The following is a 16126-nucleotide window of genomic DNA, read 5'->3' as shown; positions in this document are numbered from 1 at the left end:
GATTTCAGACGGCCTGTCTATAGTTTGTGTATAGGGCCGTCTGAAAAAGAAAATTTGAGCAACAATGATTGAAGACAAATTACCGCAAACCCTGGACGAAGTCCGCGAAGCCATCGATGGTTTGGATAAGGGATTAATCGAATTACTCGCCCGCCGGCAGAAATTGGTACGGCAGGCTGGTCGTCTGAAACCTAAAAATGATGTCCAGGCGGTTTCCGCGCCCGAACGGGTGGCTCAAGTGATTGCCTCTCGCCGCGTTTATGCCGAAAAGGCCGGTTTGTCGCCCGAAGTAGCAGAAGCAGTTTGGCGCAGCATGATTGATGCGTTCATTAAACTTGAGATGGACACCAACCGTACCGACGGAGCGTAGTCAAAATCTTCGGATAACGGTTTTGACAAGAAAAATAGGGAAGAGGCCGTCTGAAATATAGAGGCGAGAAAAAACTATGTCGGACACACGAACCATCTGTTCCGCCGAATTTACCGCTTCTCGCGCATGGGGCGCACTCGACATCGCCAATATGAACGGCATCACCGTGCGCCTGCACTGGACGAACCAGCCCTACACATGGCACATCAACGACGGCGAGGAAGTGTTTGCCGTGATGGATGGCGAAGTTGATATGCACTACCGAGAAAACGGCGAAGAACACATCGTTCGTTTGAAAAGCGGAGATATCTTCTATGCAGGAATCGGCACGGAACACGTCGCCCATCCGTGCGGCGAAGCGCGGATTTTGGTGATTGAGAAAGAGGACAGTGTTTGAGGCCGTCTGAAAAGAAGGTTTGAGACAGCAACAGAATAAGAGAATGACGGCAGATATACATTTTTCTTGATTTTGCCGTACACAAAATACACAATCTTTTTCAGACGGCCTCCTGAAATGTCGTCTGGAAACCAACCCATACAACTATATTTTTTATTTTAACCACAGGTTAACCACTATGTTTTCCAACTACCTACTCAGCTTGGCAATATGGATACCCATCGCCGCAGGTGTGCTGGTTTTGGCGACCGGTAAAGACAGCCGTGCGCCTCTGGCGCGTGTGCTTGCTTTCATGGGTGCGCTTGCCGGTTTCTTGGTAACGCTGCCCCTGTTTACCGGTTTCGACCGTTTGAGCAGCGGCTATCAATTTACCGAGTTCCACGAGTGGATTCCGCTTCTGAAAATCAACTATCAGTTGGGTGTAGACGGTATTTCAGTGCTCTTTATCATCTTGAATGCGTTTATTACGCTGTTGGTGGTATTGGCCGGTTGGGAAGTCATTCAGAAACGTCCGGCGCAGTATATGGCCGCTTTCCTGATTATGTCGGGTTTGATTAACGGCGCGTTTGCCGCGCAGGATGCGATTCTGTTTTATGTGTTCTTCGAGGGTATGCTGATTCCGCTGTACCTGATTATCGGTGTATGGGGCGGTCCGCGCCGCGTCTATGCGTCGGTCAAGCTGTTCCTCTATACGCTGATGGGTTCGCTCTTGATGCTGGTTGCTATGGTTTACCTGTACTATCAAACAGGCAGCTTCTCTATTGTCGATTTCCAAAACATTAAACAGATTCCGCTGGGCGTACAACAGCTTTTGTTTGTGGCATTCTTCCTGTCATTTGCCGTAAAAGTGCCGATGTTCCCCGTGCACACTTGGTTGCCGGATGCCCACGTTGAAGCGCCGAACGGCGGTTCGATGGTGTTGGCGGCCATTACGCTGAAACTGGGTGCGTATGGTTTCTTGCGCTTTATCCTGCCGATTATGCCGGACGCGGCTCGCTATTTTGCCCCTGTAATCATCGTATTGAGCCTGATTGCCGTGATTTATATCGGTATGGTGGCTTTGGTGCAAACCGATATGAAAAAACTGGTGGCATACTCTTCCATCAGCCACATGGGTTTTGTCACTTTGGGTATGTTCCTGTTCGTGAACGGCCAATTGAATGACTGGGCATTGAAAGGCGCAATCATTCAAATGATTTCCCACGGTTTTGTGTCTGCCGCGATGTTTATGTGTATCGGTGTGATGTACGACCGTCTGCATACCCGCAATATTGCCGATTATGGCGGCGTGGTCAATGTGATGCCTAAGTTTGCGGCGTTTATGATGTTGTTCGGTATGGCTAATGCCGGTTTGCCTGCGACTTCCGGCTTCGTGGGCGAGTTTATGGTGATTATGGGCGCGGTTAAAGTGAATTTCTGGGTGGGCGCGTTGGCTGCCATGACCTTGATTTACGGTGCGTCTTATACCCTGTGGATGTACAAACGCGTTATTTTTGGTGCGATCCACAATCCGCACGTTGCCGAAATGAAAGACATCAATTGCCGCGAATTTGCGATTTTGGCGATTTTGGCGGTTGCTGTTTTGGGTATGGGTCTGTATCCGCAAGCGTTTATCGAAGTGGTGCATCAAGCGGCAAACGATTTGATTGCCCATGTGGCACAAAGCAAGATTTGAGGTGTGTAAATGAACTGGTCTGATTTGAATTTAATGCCCGCCATGCCCGAAATCGTGCTGCTTGCGCTATTGGGTGTCGTATTGCTGGCAGACTTGTGGATTTGCGATAAAAACCGCTATTTGACCCATCTGATGAGTTTGGGAACGGTCATTATCGTGGCCGTCACCCAATTGGCAGTATGGGAGCAGGGCAGTGTCGATGCCTTTCACGGTATGTATATTGCAGACGGCATGTCCCGTTTGGCAAAACTGGTGCTGTATGCGCTGACGTTTGGTCTGTTTATTTACAGTAAACCGTACAACCAAGACCGCCAAATCTTTAAAGGCGAGTTTTACACCCTGTCGCTGTTTGCCCTGTTGGGTATGAGCGTCATGGTCAGTTCGGCACATTTCTTGACTGCGTATATCGGTTTGGAATTATTGTCTTTGTCGCTGTACGCCATGATTGCCCTGCGCCGCGATTCCGGCCGCTCTGCCGAGGCCGCGCTGAAATACTTCGTATTGGGCGCGTTGGCCTCCGGCTTGCTGCTCTATGGTATTTCCATGGTTTACGGTGCCACTGGCTCCCTTGATTTTGCTTCCGTCTTGGCTTCTGCTTTCAATGAGCAGGCTAATGAATGGTTGTTGAAATTGGGTATGGTGTTTATTGTGGTCGCCATTGCATTTAAATTGGGTGCGGTTCCATTCCATATGTGGGTACCCGATGTGTACGATGGCGCGCCGACCTCTGTTACCGCCTTTGTGGGTACAGCTCCGAAAATTGCCGCTGTTGTCTTTGCGTTCCGTATCCTTGTTACCGGTATGGGTACCATACATTCAGACTGGGCGCCGATGTTGGCCATTCTTGCTGTTGCTTCTTTGGTGGTCGGTAACCTTGCTGCCATCATGCAAACCAATATCAAACGTATGCTTGCCTATTCTACCGTATCGCACATGGGTTTTATCCTGTTGGCGTTTATGGCAGGCGCAGTCGGCTTTACTGCAGGTTTGTATTACGCCATTACCTATGCTTTGATGGCGGCAGTCAGCTTCGGCGTTTTGATGGTATTGTCCACCAAAGACATTGAATGTGAAAACATCAAAGACCTCGCAGGCCTTAACCAACGCCATGCATGGTTTGCCTTCCTGATGTTGCTGTCTATGTTCTCCATGGCAGGTATTCCGCCGCTGATGGGCTTTTACGCCAAGTTCGGCGTGATTATGGCGCTCTTGAAACAAGGCTATGTTTGGTTGTCAGTGTTTGCCGTCATCATGTCGCTGATTGGTGCGTTCTACTACCTGCGCGTGGTCAAAGTTATCTACTTCGATGCTCCTGACCATGACCAGCCGGTCGGCAGCAACTATGCCGCCAAATTTGTCCTGACGGTCAATGCCTTCCTGTTGCTCCTGTGGGGTATCATGCCGCAAACCGTTATCGACTGGTGTGCCAAAGCATTGATAAATACCCTGTAAGCTTCAAACAAAACCAACGGCGGCTGTTCCAAAGTCGCCGTTTTTGTTAGGATTCTCATTCGGATGAAATATACCCAAAGTTCAGACGGCCTCAAGCCTTTGAATAATCATGAAGCGGGTATCATCAAGAGATTGAATATTCCACGGATAATGATGGGCAAGAATGCCCATTTAATATGTTAAAATCACACACAGGCCGTCTGAAAACAGAAAGACCACCATGACCGCATCCATGTACATTCTTTTGCTGTTGGCACTTATCTTTGCCAACGCACCATTTATTACCACCAAATTCTTCGGCATCATCGCCCTGAAACGCAAACACATCGGCCATCACTTGATCGAATTGCTGGCAGGTTTCCTGCTTACTGCGATCCTCGCCTATATTCTCGAATCACGCGCAGGAGCCGTACATGCCCAAGATTGGGAGTTTTACGCGACAGTTGTCTGCCTCTACCTGATTTTTGCCTTCCCATGCTTCGTATGGCGTTACTTTTGGAATGAGCGGAATAGAGAGTAGGATTTGAATAAGGAAAAGGCCGTCTGAAAGATTTTCAGACGGCCTTTTTATATCAAGTAAGGATTGTTTTAGGGATGAGCTTTGGAACATTGACCTGGAGTTGCCATATTCAGTTTCATAATGACAGCTTTGGCAACATCTTCAGAAATTTCAGTTACTGCCGGTATGGGTATTGGCTGTTTCTGGTAACAAGAAACCTTTGTTTTGCAAGTCACCTAAGCAATTAACAACAATATCTTTAGTTACAGAGATAAATGCCTGATCCAGATTACTATGGGGAGTCAGCTCTTTTGGTGTGGAGGTTAAACCAATAGTAGTCACAATAGCGTGATTAAATTCGGAACGGTTTAATTCTTTTTTGCCATCTGAGTAGCTACAGTAGAATTGATAGTAATCCTGAACTGTACTGCCTGCTAATCCGAAAGTCAGACCTGTTTTTATACCGTTACCTACTGCACCACCAATATTGGCGATATTGTTGGCATGGATTTTCAGGCTGTTTTGGGCTTGCGGGTCTACTGTTACAATCTTTGTTCCATTTAGTGCAATTTTGGCAGCTTTTGTTAGAGCCGGATTTACTTTAGGGAAAGACTTACCATTACGCTCGAACTCTCCCTCTAAACGTATAGGATAAGGTTGATTTGGTACTTTCAAATCACTTTGTTTATATTTTTGATATTCGGTTGAAGTATAGGGATGTGGTACAACACAGGCAGAAAGCGCTAATGCTGAGCATAGGATGAGTAATTTGTTCATAGATATTCTCCAGTTAATTTGCATTTATCTGTTTGTTTTCAGGTGAATTAAATAACGTATTCGAATAAAACCAATTATAACGTAATACAGTTTTTATACAAATTTTGCAAACTAAATGTGAAAATTTGCATGGGAAGGCAGGTTGTTATATTGGATCTACCTTGCGAACTTCATTACTTTAGAGAGAAGGTTTCCGATAGTGATGGTAGATGTCGAGGGCAAGTTAACTTTAATTACCAAGAGTACAACTGTGAGCTTTTGAGTTATTAAGATTAGATTTCGATTGAAAATGATAGGGAGATTTCAGTTTGGGTCAGTTGGTAAATAAATTAAGCCAAAAGGCCGAGTTGATGTAGTTGCTTGAAACAATAAAGGCCGTCTGAAAGATTTTCAGACGGCCTTTATTTTGTTCGATGTTAAATATCGTTTAGAAAACAAGGCTGTTGGGGCGTAAAGCCTTGTCGTGGGGGCGGTTTAACGGTACTATTCTCGGTTAATCCTGTTTTATTCCTATGAAATTGAAAGTATAAGATGATTAATGATATTCAAAAGACAGCTGAAGGCAAAATGCAGCGTTCTCTGGAAGTATTGAAAGACAATTTGGCTAAAGTGCGTACCGGCCGTGCGCATACCGGCCTGCTTGACCAAGTGGAAGTGGAATACTGGGGCAGCATGGTGCCTGTGAGCCAAGTGGCGAACGTGACGCTTTTGGATGCGCGTACGATTGGTGTGAAACCTTTTGAAAGCAATATGGCTTCAAAAGTCGAGAAAGCAATCCGTGATTCCAACTTGGGTCTGAACCCTGCTTCTGTCGGCGATTTGATCCGTGTCCCTATGCCTATGCTGACTGAGGAACGTCGTAAAGATTTGATCAAAGTAGTGCGCGGTGAGGCGGAAGAGGGCCGTGTGTCTATCCGCAATGTGCGCCGTGATGCAAACGACCACATCAAAAAATTGTTGAAAGACAAAGAAATTTCTGAAGATGAAGCCCGCCGTGGTGAGGAAGCGGTTCAGAAGTTGACCGACAAATACATTGCTGAGGCAGACAAGCTCTTGGCGGCCAAAGAAGAAGATTTGATGGCGATTTAATCCTGTGTGCAAACCGTTCAGACGGCCTTTGGACGGTTTGCTCCCTGAAAGGCAGACATGAAAAGCAGTACGCAGACGATTTTGGAACACTCTGCCATCCCCCGACATATTGCCGTGATTATGGACGGCAACGGACGTTGGGCAAAGAAGCGTTTTCTTCCCCGTGTGATGGGGCATAAGCGCGGCTTGGATGCGCTGGAGAACATGGTGAAGCATTGTGCTGAGCTGGGTGTGCGGTATTTGACCGTGTTTGCTTTTTCGACTGAAAACTGGCGACGCCCCGAGGAAGAGGTTTCTTTTCTGATGGGGCTGTTTTTGCAGGCTTTGCAAAAGCAGGTGCGCCGTTTGCACGATAACAATATGCGCTTGAAAGTTATCGGCAGCCGCGAGCGGTTTAATGCTGAAATCCTGAAGGGGATTGAGGCGGCAGAGGCGTTAACGGCAAACAATACCGGCTTAACTTTGAGCATTGCCGCCGATTATGGCGGCCGCTGGGATATTTTGCAGGCGGCAAATCAGTTGATTGCCGAGGGAGTCACTGAGATTACGGAAGAGGCGTTGTCGCGCTATTTGATGTTGGGCGATGCACCCGAGCCGGATTTGTTTATCCGAACCGGTGGCGAGACGCGCATCAGTAATTTCCTTCTGTGGCAGATGGCGTATGCGGAATTGTATTTTACGGATACGCTGTGGCCTGATTTTAATGAGAAATCGCTGAATGAAGCGATTGTTTCGTTCCAAAAACGGGAACGCCGCTTCGGGCGGACTTCCGAACAGCTGCCGGTTGAGCAGCAACGGGGTTGAGAATTATGTTGAAACAACGGATTTTAACGGCGCTGTGGCTTTTGCCACTGATGCTGGGTATGCTGTTTTATGCACCTATGTGGCTGTGGGCGGCGTTTTGCGGCCTGATTGCCATGCTGACTTTGTGGGAATATGCCCGCATGAGCGGCTTGGATAAGTTGAAAATCAATCATTATTTGTCTTCAACGCTGGTGTTTGGCGTGATTGCCTATGCCGGTGGTTGGCAGTTGCCTGATTTGGTTTGGTATGTCGTATTGGGGTTTTGGCTGATTGTCATGCCTTGGTGGCTGAAAGCGAAATGGAAGTTAAACGGCGGCTGGCAGGCTTACACGGTCGGTTGGTTGTTGGTGATGCCGTTTTGGTTTGCACTGGTTTACCTGCGCCCTCAGCCGGAAGACGCGCTGTCTTTATTGGCGATTATGGGTTTGGTGTGGGTGGCCGATATTGGTGCATATTTCTGCGGCAAATCGTTTGGCAAGCGCAAAATTGCGCCGACCATCAGCCCGGGTAAAAGCTGGGAAGGTGCGATTGGCGGCGCATTGTGCGTTGCTGTGTACATGACCATCGTATGGAAAGCCGGTTGGCTGGCTTTTGAAGCCGGTTGGTTAAAAACTATTTTGATCGGCTTGATTCTGACCGTTGTCAGCGTGTGCGGCGATTTACTGGAAAGCTGGCTCAAACGTGCGGCCGGTATCAAAGACAGCAGCAATTTGTTGCCGGGACACGGCGGTGTGTTCGACCGTGTGGACAGCCTGATTGCCGTTATCAGCATTTATGCCGCCTTTGTATATTTGTTTTAAACCGCCTGTCTCACATGGTTAGGGGAGCTGATTGTGTCCGAACAAAAACAGATTTCATCTTTATCGATCTTGGGCGTATTGTTGGCACTGGGATTGATGGCTGCGGCGTTTATTTTGGGCGTGCAGTTTAAGAATCTGCGCCAGCCGGGGACGATTACTGTAAAAGGTTTGGCAGAGAAAAACTTCCAATCCGACAGCGCGACGTGGAATACGGGCGTGAACGCGCACGGCGAGAGCTATCAGGAAGTTTTGGATTTGCTGACGGCAAGACGCAAGAAGCTGTCTAAATTTTTGGGCGAGCAAGGCTTTACGGCGGCTGAAATGAAAGTGGGCCTGCCTGAAGTGTCGCGCGTTTTCAATGAAACCCGAGACGAACTGGGCAACGTAACCCGTACGCCCAACGGCTACGATGGCGACCTCAATATTGTGGTCAACACCAAAAAATTGGACAAAATCCAAGCCGCCCAGCGTGCCATTTTGAATTTCCGTGCGCAAAACGAATTTATCCGCTTCGACAATCCGCAATATTTGTTGGGCAATTTGGAAACCATCAAACGCGATTTGATTACGCAGGCGACTGAGGATGCGCAGAAACGCGCGGCCGAATTTGCCAAAACCGGCGGCGGCAAAGTGGGTGCCATGCGTTCTGCTTCGCAAGGCTCGTTCAACATCTATGCCGACACCGGCAGTAGCGAGGACGACGAGTACGGCGGTTCTTACGATAAAAGCACCGTCGGCAAACAAGTCCGACTGGTTGTTACCATCGAATACGGCATTGAGTAATTCTTTCAGACGGCCTTTTCAGCTGGGAGGCAAAAGGCCGTCTGAAAATTGGAAACGGCAAAGAAATTTATTTCAAACACAATGAATACCGTTTGCACAGCACACAAAGAACACACCATGACACAACAAGTTCTGACCATATTAGGCAGTACCGGCAGCATAGGCGAAAGCACTTTAGACGTTGTTTCCCGCCATCCCGAAAAATTCCGCGTGTTCGCACTGGCAGGGCATAGGCAGGTGGACAAGCTGGCGGCACAATGCAAACAGTTTCGTCCGGAATATGCCGTTGTCGGCGATGCCGGCCATGCGGCCGAGCTGGAAAAGAAACTCAAACAAGAAGGCATCGATACGCAGGTTTTATATGGTTCTCAAGCCCTGATTGATGTCGCTTCTGCCGATGAAGTCAGCGGCGTGATGTGTGCCATTGTCGGCGCGGCCGGTTTGCCCTCGGCTTTGGCCGCCGCTCAAAAAGGCAAAACCATTTATCTGGCAAACAAAGAAACACTGGTGGTTTCCGGCGCATTGTTTATGGAAACCGCCCGTCAAAACGGCGCCACCGTCTTGCCGATTGACAGCGAACACAACGCCATTTTCCAAGTATTGCCAAGGGATTACACAGGCCGTCTGAATGAGCACGGTATCAATTCGATTATCCTGACCGCATCGGGCGGACCCTTCCTTAATACAGATTTAAGCACATTTGACAACATTACGCCCGAGCAGGCGGTCAAGCATCCGAATTGGAGCATGGGGCGCAAAATTTCCGTCGATTCCGCGTCAATGATGAATAAGGGCTTGGAATTGATTGAGGCGCATTGGCTGTTTAACTGTCCGCCGGAAAAACTGGAAGTCGTCATCCATCCGCAATCTGTGATACACAGCATGGTGCGTTATCGCGATGGTTCGGTATTGGCGCAGTTGGGTAATCCCGATATGCGTACGCCGATTGCTTATTGTTTGGGCCTGCCCGAACGTATCGATTCCGGCGTGGGCGAGCTGGATTTCGGCGCATTGTCCGCATTGACCTTCCAAAAGCCTGACTTTGACCGTTTCCCATGTTTGAAACTTGCCTATCAGGCCATGAATGCAGGCGGCGCCGCACCTTGCGTATTGAACGCCGCCAACGAAGTTGCCGTGGCCGCTTTTTTAGATAAACGCATCAAGTTTACCGATATTGCCAAAGTCGTTGCCCACTGCCTTGCCCAAGATTTTTCAGACGGCCGTCACGATATCGAAGGCCTGCTGGCGCAAGACGCGCAAACACGCAGGCAGGCAGAAGCCTTTATCGGCAAACAATAAGGCTTCAATGACAGGCCGTCTGAAACGTCAACCGCTTGGCATTTAGGCAGACAAAATGGAACAACTGCCTTTATAATCGGTTTTCAGACGGTCTTATCCGTTGATTATCACATTTCATACAGGGGATTTTTTTGCAAACCTTTTTAGCCTTTATCGTCGCCATTCTGATTTTGGTCAGCCTGCATGAGTTCGGACACTATATTGTTGCCCGCTGGTGCGGCGTTAAAGTCGTGCGCTTTTCCGTTGGCTTCGGTAAGCCCTTTTTTACCCGAAAACGCGGCGATACCGAGTGGTGTCTTGCCCCGATTCCGCTGGGTGGTTACGTTAAAATGGTCGATACGCGCGAAGGAGAGGTGGCGGAAGCAGATTTGCCCTACGCTTTTGACAAGCAGCATCCGGCCAAGCGCATCGCCATTGTCGCCGCCGGTCCTTTGACCAATTTGATTTTGGCCGTTTTGCTTTATGGTTTGAGCTTTTCCTTCGGCGTAACCGAGTTGCGCCCTTATGTCGGAATGGTCGAGCCTACCAGTATTGCCGCCAAAGCAGGTTTTCAGGCGGGCGATAAGATTGTATCGGTCAACGGAATCGCCGTTAAAGACTGGAGCGATGCGCAAACCGAGATGGTGTTGAACCTTGAAGCCGGTCCTGTAAAAGTCGCTGTTCAGACGGCCTCAAATACCCAAGCCATCCGCATAATTGATGCCGCCGGCACGCCTGAAGCAGGTAAAGTTGCGAAAAACCAAGGCAACATCGGCCTTTTGCCTTTTAGAATTACTAACCGCATCGGCAAAGTCTTGGCCAATAGTCCCGCCGAAAAAGCAGGTTTGAAGGAAAACGACAAACTGCTGACCGCCGATGGGAAGCCCATCGAAAGCTGGCAAGCATGGACGGAACTCTTCCGCGCCAGCCCCGGCAAACGAATCGAGCTGACTTACGATCGCGACGGTAAAATACTGGCGACCGCTATCCGGCCGGACAGCGTCGAGCAGTCGGCAGGCGTGCTGGTGGGTAGAGCAGGGCTTGCTGCTCAGGCGGATAAAGAGTGGGATAAGACCATCCGCTACCGTTATACGCCTTCCGTTGCCCAAGCCTTTGAATTGGGTTGGAACAAAACCGTCAACTATTCGTGGACGACACTCAAATTTTTCGGAAAACTGGTTACGGGCAATGCCTCTTTGAACCATATTTCCGGCCCCCTGACCATTGCCGATGTCGCCGGACAATCCGCAAAACATGGATTGCAGAGCTATCTTGAATTTCTGGCCTTGGTCAGCATCAGCTTAGGCGTGTTGAACCTTTTGCCCATACCCGTTTTAGACGGCGGACATTTGGTTTTCTATACCGCCGAATGGATACGCGGAAAGCCTTTGAGCGAGCGCATACAGGCAGTTGGCCTGCGCTTCGGACTGGCAGCCATGCTTTTGATGATGGCTGTGGCTTTCTTTAATGACATCAACCGTTTGTTTGGATAATTTATGAAACTGAACCAGATTGCTTCCGCTTTAATGGTATTGAGCCTGTCTCCACTGGCATTGGCTGACTTTACCATTCAGGACATCCGCGTCGAAGGCCTGCAGCGCACCGAGCCGAGTACCGTCTTCAATTACCTGCCCATTAAAGTCGGTGATAATTTCAATGATGCGCGCAGTGAAGAAATCATCAAAAAACTCTACGCAACCGGTTTCTTTGACGACGTACGTGTCGAAACCATGGACAATCAAGTCCTGTTGACTGTGATTGAACGTCCGACCATTAGCTCGCTCAATATTACCGGCGCAAAAATGCTGCAAAACGATGCCATCAAGAAAAACCTTGAAGCCTTCGGTTTGGCGCAATCCCAATACTTCAACCAAGCAACGCTGAACCAAGCCGTTGCCGGTTTGAAAGAAGAGTATTTGAGCCGTGGCAAACAGTCTGTCCAAATCACGCCGACCGTTACCAAACTCGCCCGTAACCGCGTATCTATCGATATTGCCATCGAAGAGGGCAAATCTACCAAGATTACTGATATTTCATTTGAAGGCAACGAAGTTTATTCCGACCGCCGCCTGCTGAAACAAATGTCCCTGAGCGAAGGCGGCATGTGGACTTGGATCACCAAGAGCAACCAGTTCAATGAGCAAAAATTTGCTCAGGACATGGAAAAAATCACCAATTATTACCAAAACAACGGCTACTTCAACTTCCGTATTTTGGATACCGATATCCAAACCAACGAAGACAAAACCAAGCAAACCATTAAAGTAACTGTCAGCGAAGGCGACCGCTTCCGCTGGGGCAATGTACGCATCGAAGGCGATACGCTGGAAGTACCGAAAGAAGATTTGGAAAAACTGCTGACCATGAAGCCAGGCAAATGGTACGAGCGCGCGCAAATGTCCAATTCGCTCGAAGCCATCCAAAACCGCATGGGTCAGGCAGGTTACGCATTCAGCGAAATCAATGTCCAACCGATTCCCAATGCCGAAACGCATACCGTTGATTTTGTGTTGACCGTTCAACCGGGCCGCAAAATCTATGTGAACGAAATCAACATTACCGGCAACAACAAAACTCGTGACGAAGTCATCCGCCGCGAGTTGCGCCAAATGGAATCGGCGCCTTACGATTCTGCCAAACTGCAACGTTCTAAAGAGCGCGTTGAGTTGTTGGGCTATTTCGACAACGTTCAATTTGATGCGGTTCCTGTGGCCAATACGCCTGACCAAGTCGACCTGAACATGAGCCTGACCGAACGTTCTACCGGCTCGCTCGACTTGAGCGCAGGTTGGGTTCAGGATACCGGTTTAGTGATGTCTGCCGGTGTGGCTCAAGACAACCTGTTCGGTACGGGTAAATCCGTTGCCCTGCGCGCTTCCCGCAGTAAAACCACAGTAAACGGCTCATTGTCGTTTACCGACCCATACTTCACACCTGACGGCGTAAGCTTGGGCTACGACCTTTATGGTAAGACTTACGACCCGCGTAAAGCTTCTTCCAGCGCGAAACAATATAAAACCACAACTTTCGGCGGCGGTTTGCGTATCGGTATTCCAGTTACCGAATATGACCGTGTGAACTTCGGTTTGGCCGCAGAGCGTCTGACCGTTAATACCTACAAAGGCGCGCCTAAACGCTATGCCGACTTTATCAATCAATACGGTAAGGGCGACGGCAACGGCGTGGGTAACTTCAAAGGCTGGTTGTACAAAGGTACCATCGGCTGGGGCCGCAACAAAACCGACAATGCCTTGTGGCCGACCCGTGGTTACCTGACCGGCGTAAACGGCGAAATCGCCTTGCCGGGCAGCGACCTGCAATACTACACCCTGACCCACAACCAAACTTGGTTCTTCCCATTGAGCAAAGATTTCACGCTGATGCTGGGTGGCGAAGTCGGTTATGGCAACGGCTACGGCAAAACCAAAACCATGCCGTTCTTTGAAAACTTCTACGGCGGCGGCTTAGGTTCTGTTCGCGGCTTTGAAAGCGGTACGCTGGGCCCGAAAGTTTATGACGAATACGGCGAGAAAATCAGCTACGGCGGTAACAAAAAAGCCAACGTTTCCGCAGAGTTGCTCTTCCCGATGCCGGGCATTAAAGACTCGCGTACCGTCCGTCTGAGCCTGTTTGCCGATGCGGGCAGTGTGTGGGATGACAAAACCTACAACGACAGCAGCAGCAATTCTTATTACACCAATGGCGCGCTCCAAAACGTGTATGGCGTAGGCACAACGCACAAATCGACATTCAAAAACGAATTGCGTTACTCTGCTGGTGCTGCCGTGACTTGGCTCTCTCCGTTGGGTCCGATGAAGTTCAGTTATGCTTATCCGATTAAGAAAAAAGAAGGCGACGAAATCCAACGCTTCCAATTCCAACTCGGTACGACATTCTGATGATGTTTAGGCCGTCTGAAACCGGGTTTGTCCGTTTCAGACGGCCTCATGGCAGATTGGCGGCAAGCTTATTGCAAACCGCCCGTTTGTTTTTAAGCAAGGATTTTTATCATGAGTAAAATAGCCGACACCCTCCGTGTCCTCGCCGTAGCCCTGCCGGGTTTCGTGCTTTTGCCGCAAGCGGCGGCGGATGGCGTGCAGAAAATCGGTTTTATCAATACCGAGCGCGTTTATCAGGAATCCAAGCAGGCGCAAAACATTCAGATGACTTTGGAAAAAGAGTTCAAAAGCCGTCAAACCGCCTTGCAAAAGTTGCAACAGGAAGGCGAGGCTTTGGAGCGAAAACTGAGCGGCGACAAGCTCAGCGACAGCCAAAGGGAAGCGGAAACCCAAAAGTGGCGCAATCTGGTACAAAAATTCCGCAAGGAGCAGGCCGAGTTGGCTGAAGACTACAACCTGCGCCGCAATGAAGAATTCGCCGCGCTCCAGCAAAATGCCAACCGCGTCATCGTTGATTTAGCCAAACGCGAAGGTTATGACTTCATCTTGCAGGACGTGATTTACGTCAACGGCCGCTACGACATTACCGACAGCGTTATTAAAGCCCTAAATGCTCACTGACCCTGCTCGGCAGCGAATGTAACCATACAGACAAACCTAAGGCCGTCTGAAACCCAAACCGGCATCTTTCAGACGGCCTGACATCTTGACGGCAGATTATCATGACTTCACAAGCATACACCCTGTCCCAAATCGTTTCCCAGCTCGGCGGCGAATGGAAAGGCGAAGACATCGCCATTACCGCTGTCCGTCCGTTGGATCAGGCGCAGGCGGAACACATCAGCTTTTTGGCCAATCCGAAATACAAAGCCGAAGTACACGACAGCCAAGCAGGCGCAGTGATTGTGTCGCCGAAAGCCGCAGATGAATTTGCGGGCCGCAACCTGATTGTGGCTGCCGACCCTTATCTTTATTTTGCCAAAGTGGCACGATTGTTCTCGCCGATTGTCAAAGCACAGGGCGGCGTACATCCGACCGCCGTTGTCGAGGTAAGCGCCAAAGTGCCGGCAAGCTGCGAAATCGGCGCGAATGCCTATATCGGCGCGAATGCCGTATTGGGCGAAGGCTGCCGTATTTTGGCCAATGCCGTTGTCCAACACGATTGCACGTTGGGCGATGAAGTCGTGTTGCATCCCAACGCCGTTATCTATTACGGCTGCACTTTGGGCAACCGTGTCGAAATCCACAGCGGCGCAGTCATCGGCGCGGACGGTTTCGGCTTGGCCTTCGCCGGCGATTCGTGGTTTAAAATCCCGCAAACCGGCGCAGTCACGCTGGGCGATGATGTGGAAATCGGTTCAAATACCAATGTCGACCGCGGCGCAATGAGCGACACGACCGTCGGCAACGGCACCAAAATCGACAATCAAGTCCAAATCGGCCACAACTGCAAAATCGGTTCGCACACCGTGATTGCCGCCAAAACCGGCATTTCCGGCAGCGTCACCATCGGCAATTATTGCATTATCGGCGGCGGCGTCGGCACGGTCGGACACATCGAAATCGCCGATAAAACTACCATCGGCGGCGGCACATCCGTTACCCACAGCATTACCGAAAGCGGCCAGCATTTGGCCGGTATTTTCCCGATGTCGGGCTACAAAGACTGGGCGCGCAATGCCGTTTATATCCATCGTTTGAGCGAAATGAACAAACGCCTCAAAACGCTGGAAAAACAGCTTGCCGACAGCGATGAAGCCTAAAGGCGGCGCAAACAGTCCGCGCCCCGCATCCGAATACGTTTAAACCCAATACAAACAAGGAAAGACGAACATCATGGACGTACAACTCCCGATCGAAGCCAAAGACATTCAAAAACTTATCCCACACCGTTATCCGTTTTTGCAACTCGACCGCATTACTGCGTTCGAACCGATGAAAACCCTGACTGCGATTAAAAACGTGACCATGAACGAGCCGCAGTTCCAAGGCCACTTTCCCGACCTGCCCGTGATGCCCGGCGTGCTGATTATCGAAGCCATGGCACAAGCGTGCGGCACACTCGCCATCCTCAGCGAAGGCGGCCGCAAAGAAAACGAATTCTTCTTCTTCGCCGGTATCGACGACGCCCGTTTCAAACGCCAAGTCATCCCCGGCGACCAACTGGTTTTTGAAGTCGAGCTGTTGACCAACAAACGCGGTATCGGCAAATTCAACGCCGTTGCCAAAGTCGACGGCCAAGTTGCCGTTGAAGCCGTGATTATGTGCGCCAAACGCGTGGTGTAAGAATGGGACAGGCCGTC

At 49.8% G+C, this 16126-nt stretch carries 16 protein-coding genes; 15 read left to right on the top strand and 1 reads right to left on the bottom strand.

From position 1 onward, the window contains the following. Positions 1 to 64: 64 nt before the first annotated feature. The 5 genes from TW89_RS07740 (at position 65) to TW89_RS07720 (ending at position 4414) form a co-directional block, all read left to right on the top strand. Complete coding sequence (locus TW89_RS07740; RefSeq protein ID WP_070624919.1) at positions 65 to 370, top strand: chorismate mutase; 306 nt, start codon at positions 65 to 67, stop codon at positions 368 to 370. Positions 371 to 446: 76 nt separating this feature from the next. Further along, positions 447 to 767, top strand: a complete 321-nt coding sequence (locus TW89_RS07735) for a cupin (protein WP_070624921.1) — start codon at positions 447 to 449, stop codon at positions 765 to 767. Between the two features lie 178 nt (positions 768 to 945). After that, entirely contained in the window at positions 946 to 2442 is a 1497-nt protein-coding gene (locus TW89_RS07730) for an NADH-quinone oxidoreductase subunit M (protein WP_128581070.1), read from the top strand. Positions 2443 to 2451: 9 nt separating this feature from the next. Beyond that, on the top strand, positions 2452 to 3894 hold the full coding sequence (nuoN, locus tag TW89_RS07725; protein WP_128581069.1) for an NADH-quinone oxidoreductase subunit NuoN: 1443 nt from the start codon (positions 2452 to 2454) through the stop codon (positions 3892 to 3894). Positions 3895 to 4114: 220 nt separating this feature from the next. Next, positions 4115 to 4414 (top strand): DUF2818 family protein, encoded by a 300-nt coding sequence (locus TW89_RS07720; protein ID WP_003686671.1) that lies wholly within the window; start codon positions 4115 to 4117, stop codon positions 4412 to 4414. Between the two features lie 150 nt (positions 4415 to 4564). On the opposite strand, the gene TW89_RS07715 is transcribed toward TW89_RS07720, so the two are convergent. Then, positions 4565 to 5170, bottom strand: coding sequence for a hypothetical protein (locus TW89_RS07715; RefSeq protein ID WP_224783379.1), 606 nt, complete (start codon positions 5168 to 5170; stop codon positions 4565 to 4567). A gap of 531 nt (positions 5171 to 5701) precedes the next feature. Between TW89_RS07715 and frr the strand changes: the two genes are divergently transcribed. The 10 genes from frr to fabZ all read left to right on the top strand — a co-directional run bounded on the left by frr (position 5702) and on the right by fabZ (position 16109). Then, positions 5702 to 6259, top strand: coding sequence for a ribosome recycling factor (gene frr, locus TW89_RS07710; protein WP_049332978.1), 558 nt, complete (start codon positions 5702 to 5704; stop codon positions 6257 to 6259). Between the two features lie 57 nt (positions 6260 to 6316). Next, the gene (locus tag TW89_RS07705) at positions 6317 to 7063 is read left to right on the top strand and encodes an isoprenyl transferase (protein ID WP_128581068.1); all 747 of its coding nucleotides are present in this window, start codon (positions 6317 to 6319) and stop codon (positions 7061 to 7063) included. Between the two features lie 5 nt (positions 7064 to 7068). Then, positions 7069 to 7863 carry a phosphatidate cytidylyltransferase gene (locus TW89_RS07700; RefSeq protein WP_128581067.1) on the top strand — a complete coding sequence of 265 codons (795 nt, stop codon included), beginning with the start codon at positions 7069 to 7071 and terminating at the stop codon, positions 7861 to 7863. A 33-nt stretch (positions 7864 to 7896) separates the two neighbouring features. Continuing rightward, positions 7897 to 8646, top strand: a complete 750-nt coding sequence (locus TW89_RS07695) for an SIMPL domain-containing protein (protein ID WP_003747899.1) — start codon at positions 7897 to 7899, stop codon at positions 8644 to 8646. A 117-nt stretch (positions 8647 to 8763) separates the two neighbouring features. Next, complete coding sequence (ispC, locus tag TW89_RS07690) at positions 8764 to 9945, top strand: 1-deoxy-D-xylulose-5-phosphate reductoisomerase (protein ID WP_128581066.1); 1182 nt, start codon at positions 8764 to 8766, stop codon at positions 9943 to 9945. Positions 9946 to 10076: 131 nt separating this feature from the next. Further along, positions 10077 to 11417 carry an RIP metalloprotease RseP gene (rseP, locus tag TW89_RS07685; RefSeq protein ID WP_128581065.1) on the top strand — a complete coding sequence of 447 codons (1341 nt, stop codon included), beginning with the start codon at positions 10077 to 10079 and terminating at the stop codon, positions 11415 to 11417. 3 nt (positions 11418 to 11420) lie between these two features. Beyond that, positions 11421 to 13823 carry an outer membrane protein assembly factor BamA gene (gene bamA, locus TW89_RS07680; protein WP_128581064.1) on the top strand — a complete coding sequence of 801 codons (2403 nt, stop codon included), beginning with the start codon at positions 11421 to 11423 and terminating at the stop codon, positions 13821 to 13823. A 111-nt stretch (positions 13824 to 13934) separates the two neighbouring features. Further along, positions 13935 to 14444, top strand: a complete 510-nt coding sequence (locus TW89_RS07675) for an OmpH family outer membrane protein (RefSeq protein WP_128581063.1) — start codon at positions 13935 to 13937, stop codon at positions 14442 to 14444. A 101-nt stretch (positions 14445 to 14545) separates the two neighbouring features. Beyond that, entirely contained in the window at positions 14546 to 15586 is a 1041-nt protein-coding gene (gene lpxD / locus TW89_RS07670) for a UDP-3-O-(3-hydroxymyristoyl)glucosamine N-acyltransferase (RefSeq protein WP_128581062.1), read from the top strand. Positions 15587 to 15659: 73 nt separating this feature from the next. Beyond that, complete coding sequence (gene fabZ / locus TW89_RS07665) at positions 15660 to 16109, top strand: 3-hydroxyacyl-ACP dehydratase FabZ (protein WP_003681704.1); 450 nt, start codon at positions 15660 to 15662, stop codon at positions 16107 to 16109. The last annotated feature ends 17 nt before the right edge of the window (positions 16110 to 16126 follow it).

Source organism: Neisseria flavescens, from assembly GCF_001618065.1.
Taxonomy (GTDB): Bacteria; Pseudomonadota; Gammaproteobacteria; order Burkholderiales; family Neisseriaceae; genus Neisseria; species Neisseria flavescens_A.
Note: the sequence above shows the minus strand (reverse complement) of the source record. Positions and strands in the feature narration are given on the sequence as shown.

Excerpts from the sequence above, each read along its gene's own strand:
- TW89_RS07740 (WP_070624919.1), top strand. The coding sequence starts at position 65 with ATGATTGAAGACAAATTACCGCAAACCCTGGACGAAGTCCGCGAAGCC.
- TW89_RS07735 (WP_070624921.1), top strand. The coding sequence starts at position 447 with ATGTCGGACACACGAACCATCTGTTCCGCCGAATTTACCGCTTCTCGC.
- TW89_RS07730 (WP_128581070.1), top strand. The coding sequence starts at position 946 with ATGTTTTCCAACTACCTACTCAGCTTGGCAATATGGATACCCATCGCC.
- nuoN (WP_128581069.1), top strand. The coding sequence starts at position 2,452 with ATGAACTGGTCTGATTTGAATTTAATGCCCGCCATGCCCGAAATCGTG.
- TW89_RS07720 (WP_003686671.1), top strand. The coding sequence starts at position 4,115 with ATGACCGCATCCATGTACATTCTTTTGCTGTTGGCACTTATCTTTGCC.
- TW89_RS07715 (WP_224783379.1), bottom strand. The coding sequence starts at position 5,170 with ATGAACAAATTACTCATCCTATGCTCAGCATTAGCGCTTTCTGCCTGT.
- frr (WP_049332978.1), top strand. The coding sequence starts at position 5,702 with ATGATTAATGATATTCAAAAGACAGCTGAAGGCAAAATGCAGCGTTCT.
- TW89_RS07705 (WP_128581068.1), top strand. The coding sequence starts at position 6,317 with ATGAAAAGCAGTACGCAGACGATTTTGGAACACTCTGCCATCCCCCGA.
- TW89_RS07700 (WP_128581067.1), top strand. The coding sequence starts at position 7,069 with ATGTTGAAACAACGGATTTTAACGGCGCTGTGGCTTTTGCCACTGATG.
- ispC (WP_128581066.1), top strand. The coding sequence starts at position 8,764 with ATGACACAACAAGTTCTGACCATATTAGGCAGTACCGGCAGCATAGGC.
- bamA (WP_128581064.1), top strand. The coding sequence starts at position 11,421 with ATGAAACTGAACCAGATTGCTTCCGCTTTAATGGTATTGAGCCTGTCT.
- TW89_RS07675 (WP_128581063.1), top strand. The coding sequence starts at position 13,935 with ATGAGTAAAATAGCCGACACCCTCCGTGTCCTCGCCGTAGCCCTGCCG.
- lpxD (WP_128581062.1), top strand. The coding sequence starts at position 14,546 with ATGACTTCACAAGCATACACCCTGTCCCAAATCGTTTCCCAGCTCGGC.
- fabZ (WP_003681704.1), top strand. The coding sequence starts at position 15,660 with ATGGACGTACAACTCCCGATCGAAGCCAAAGACATTCAAAAACTTATC.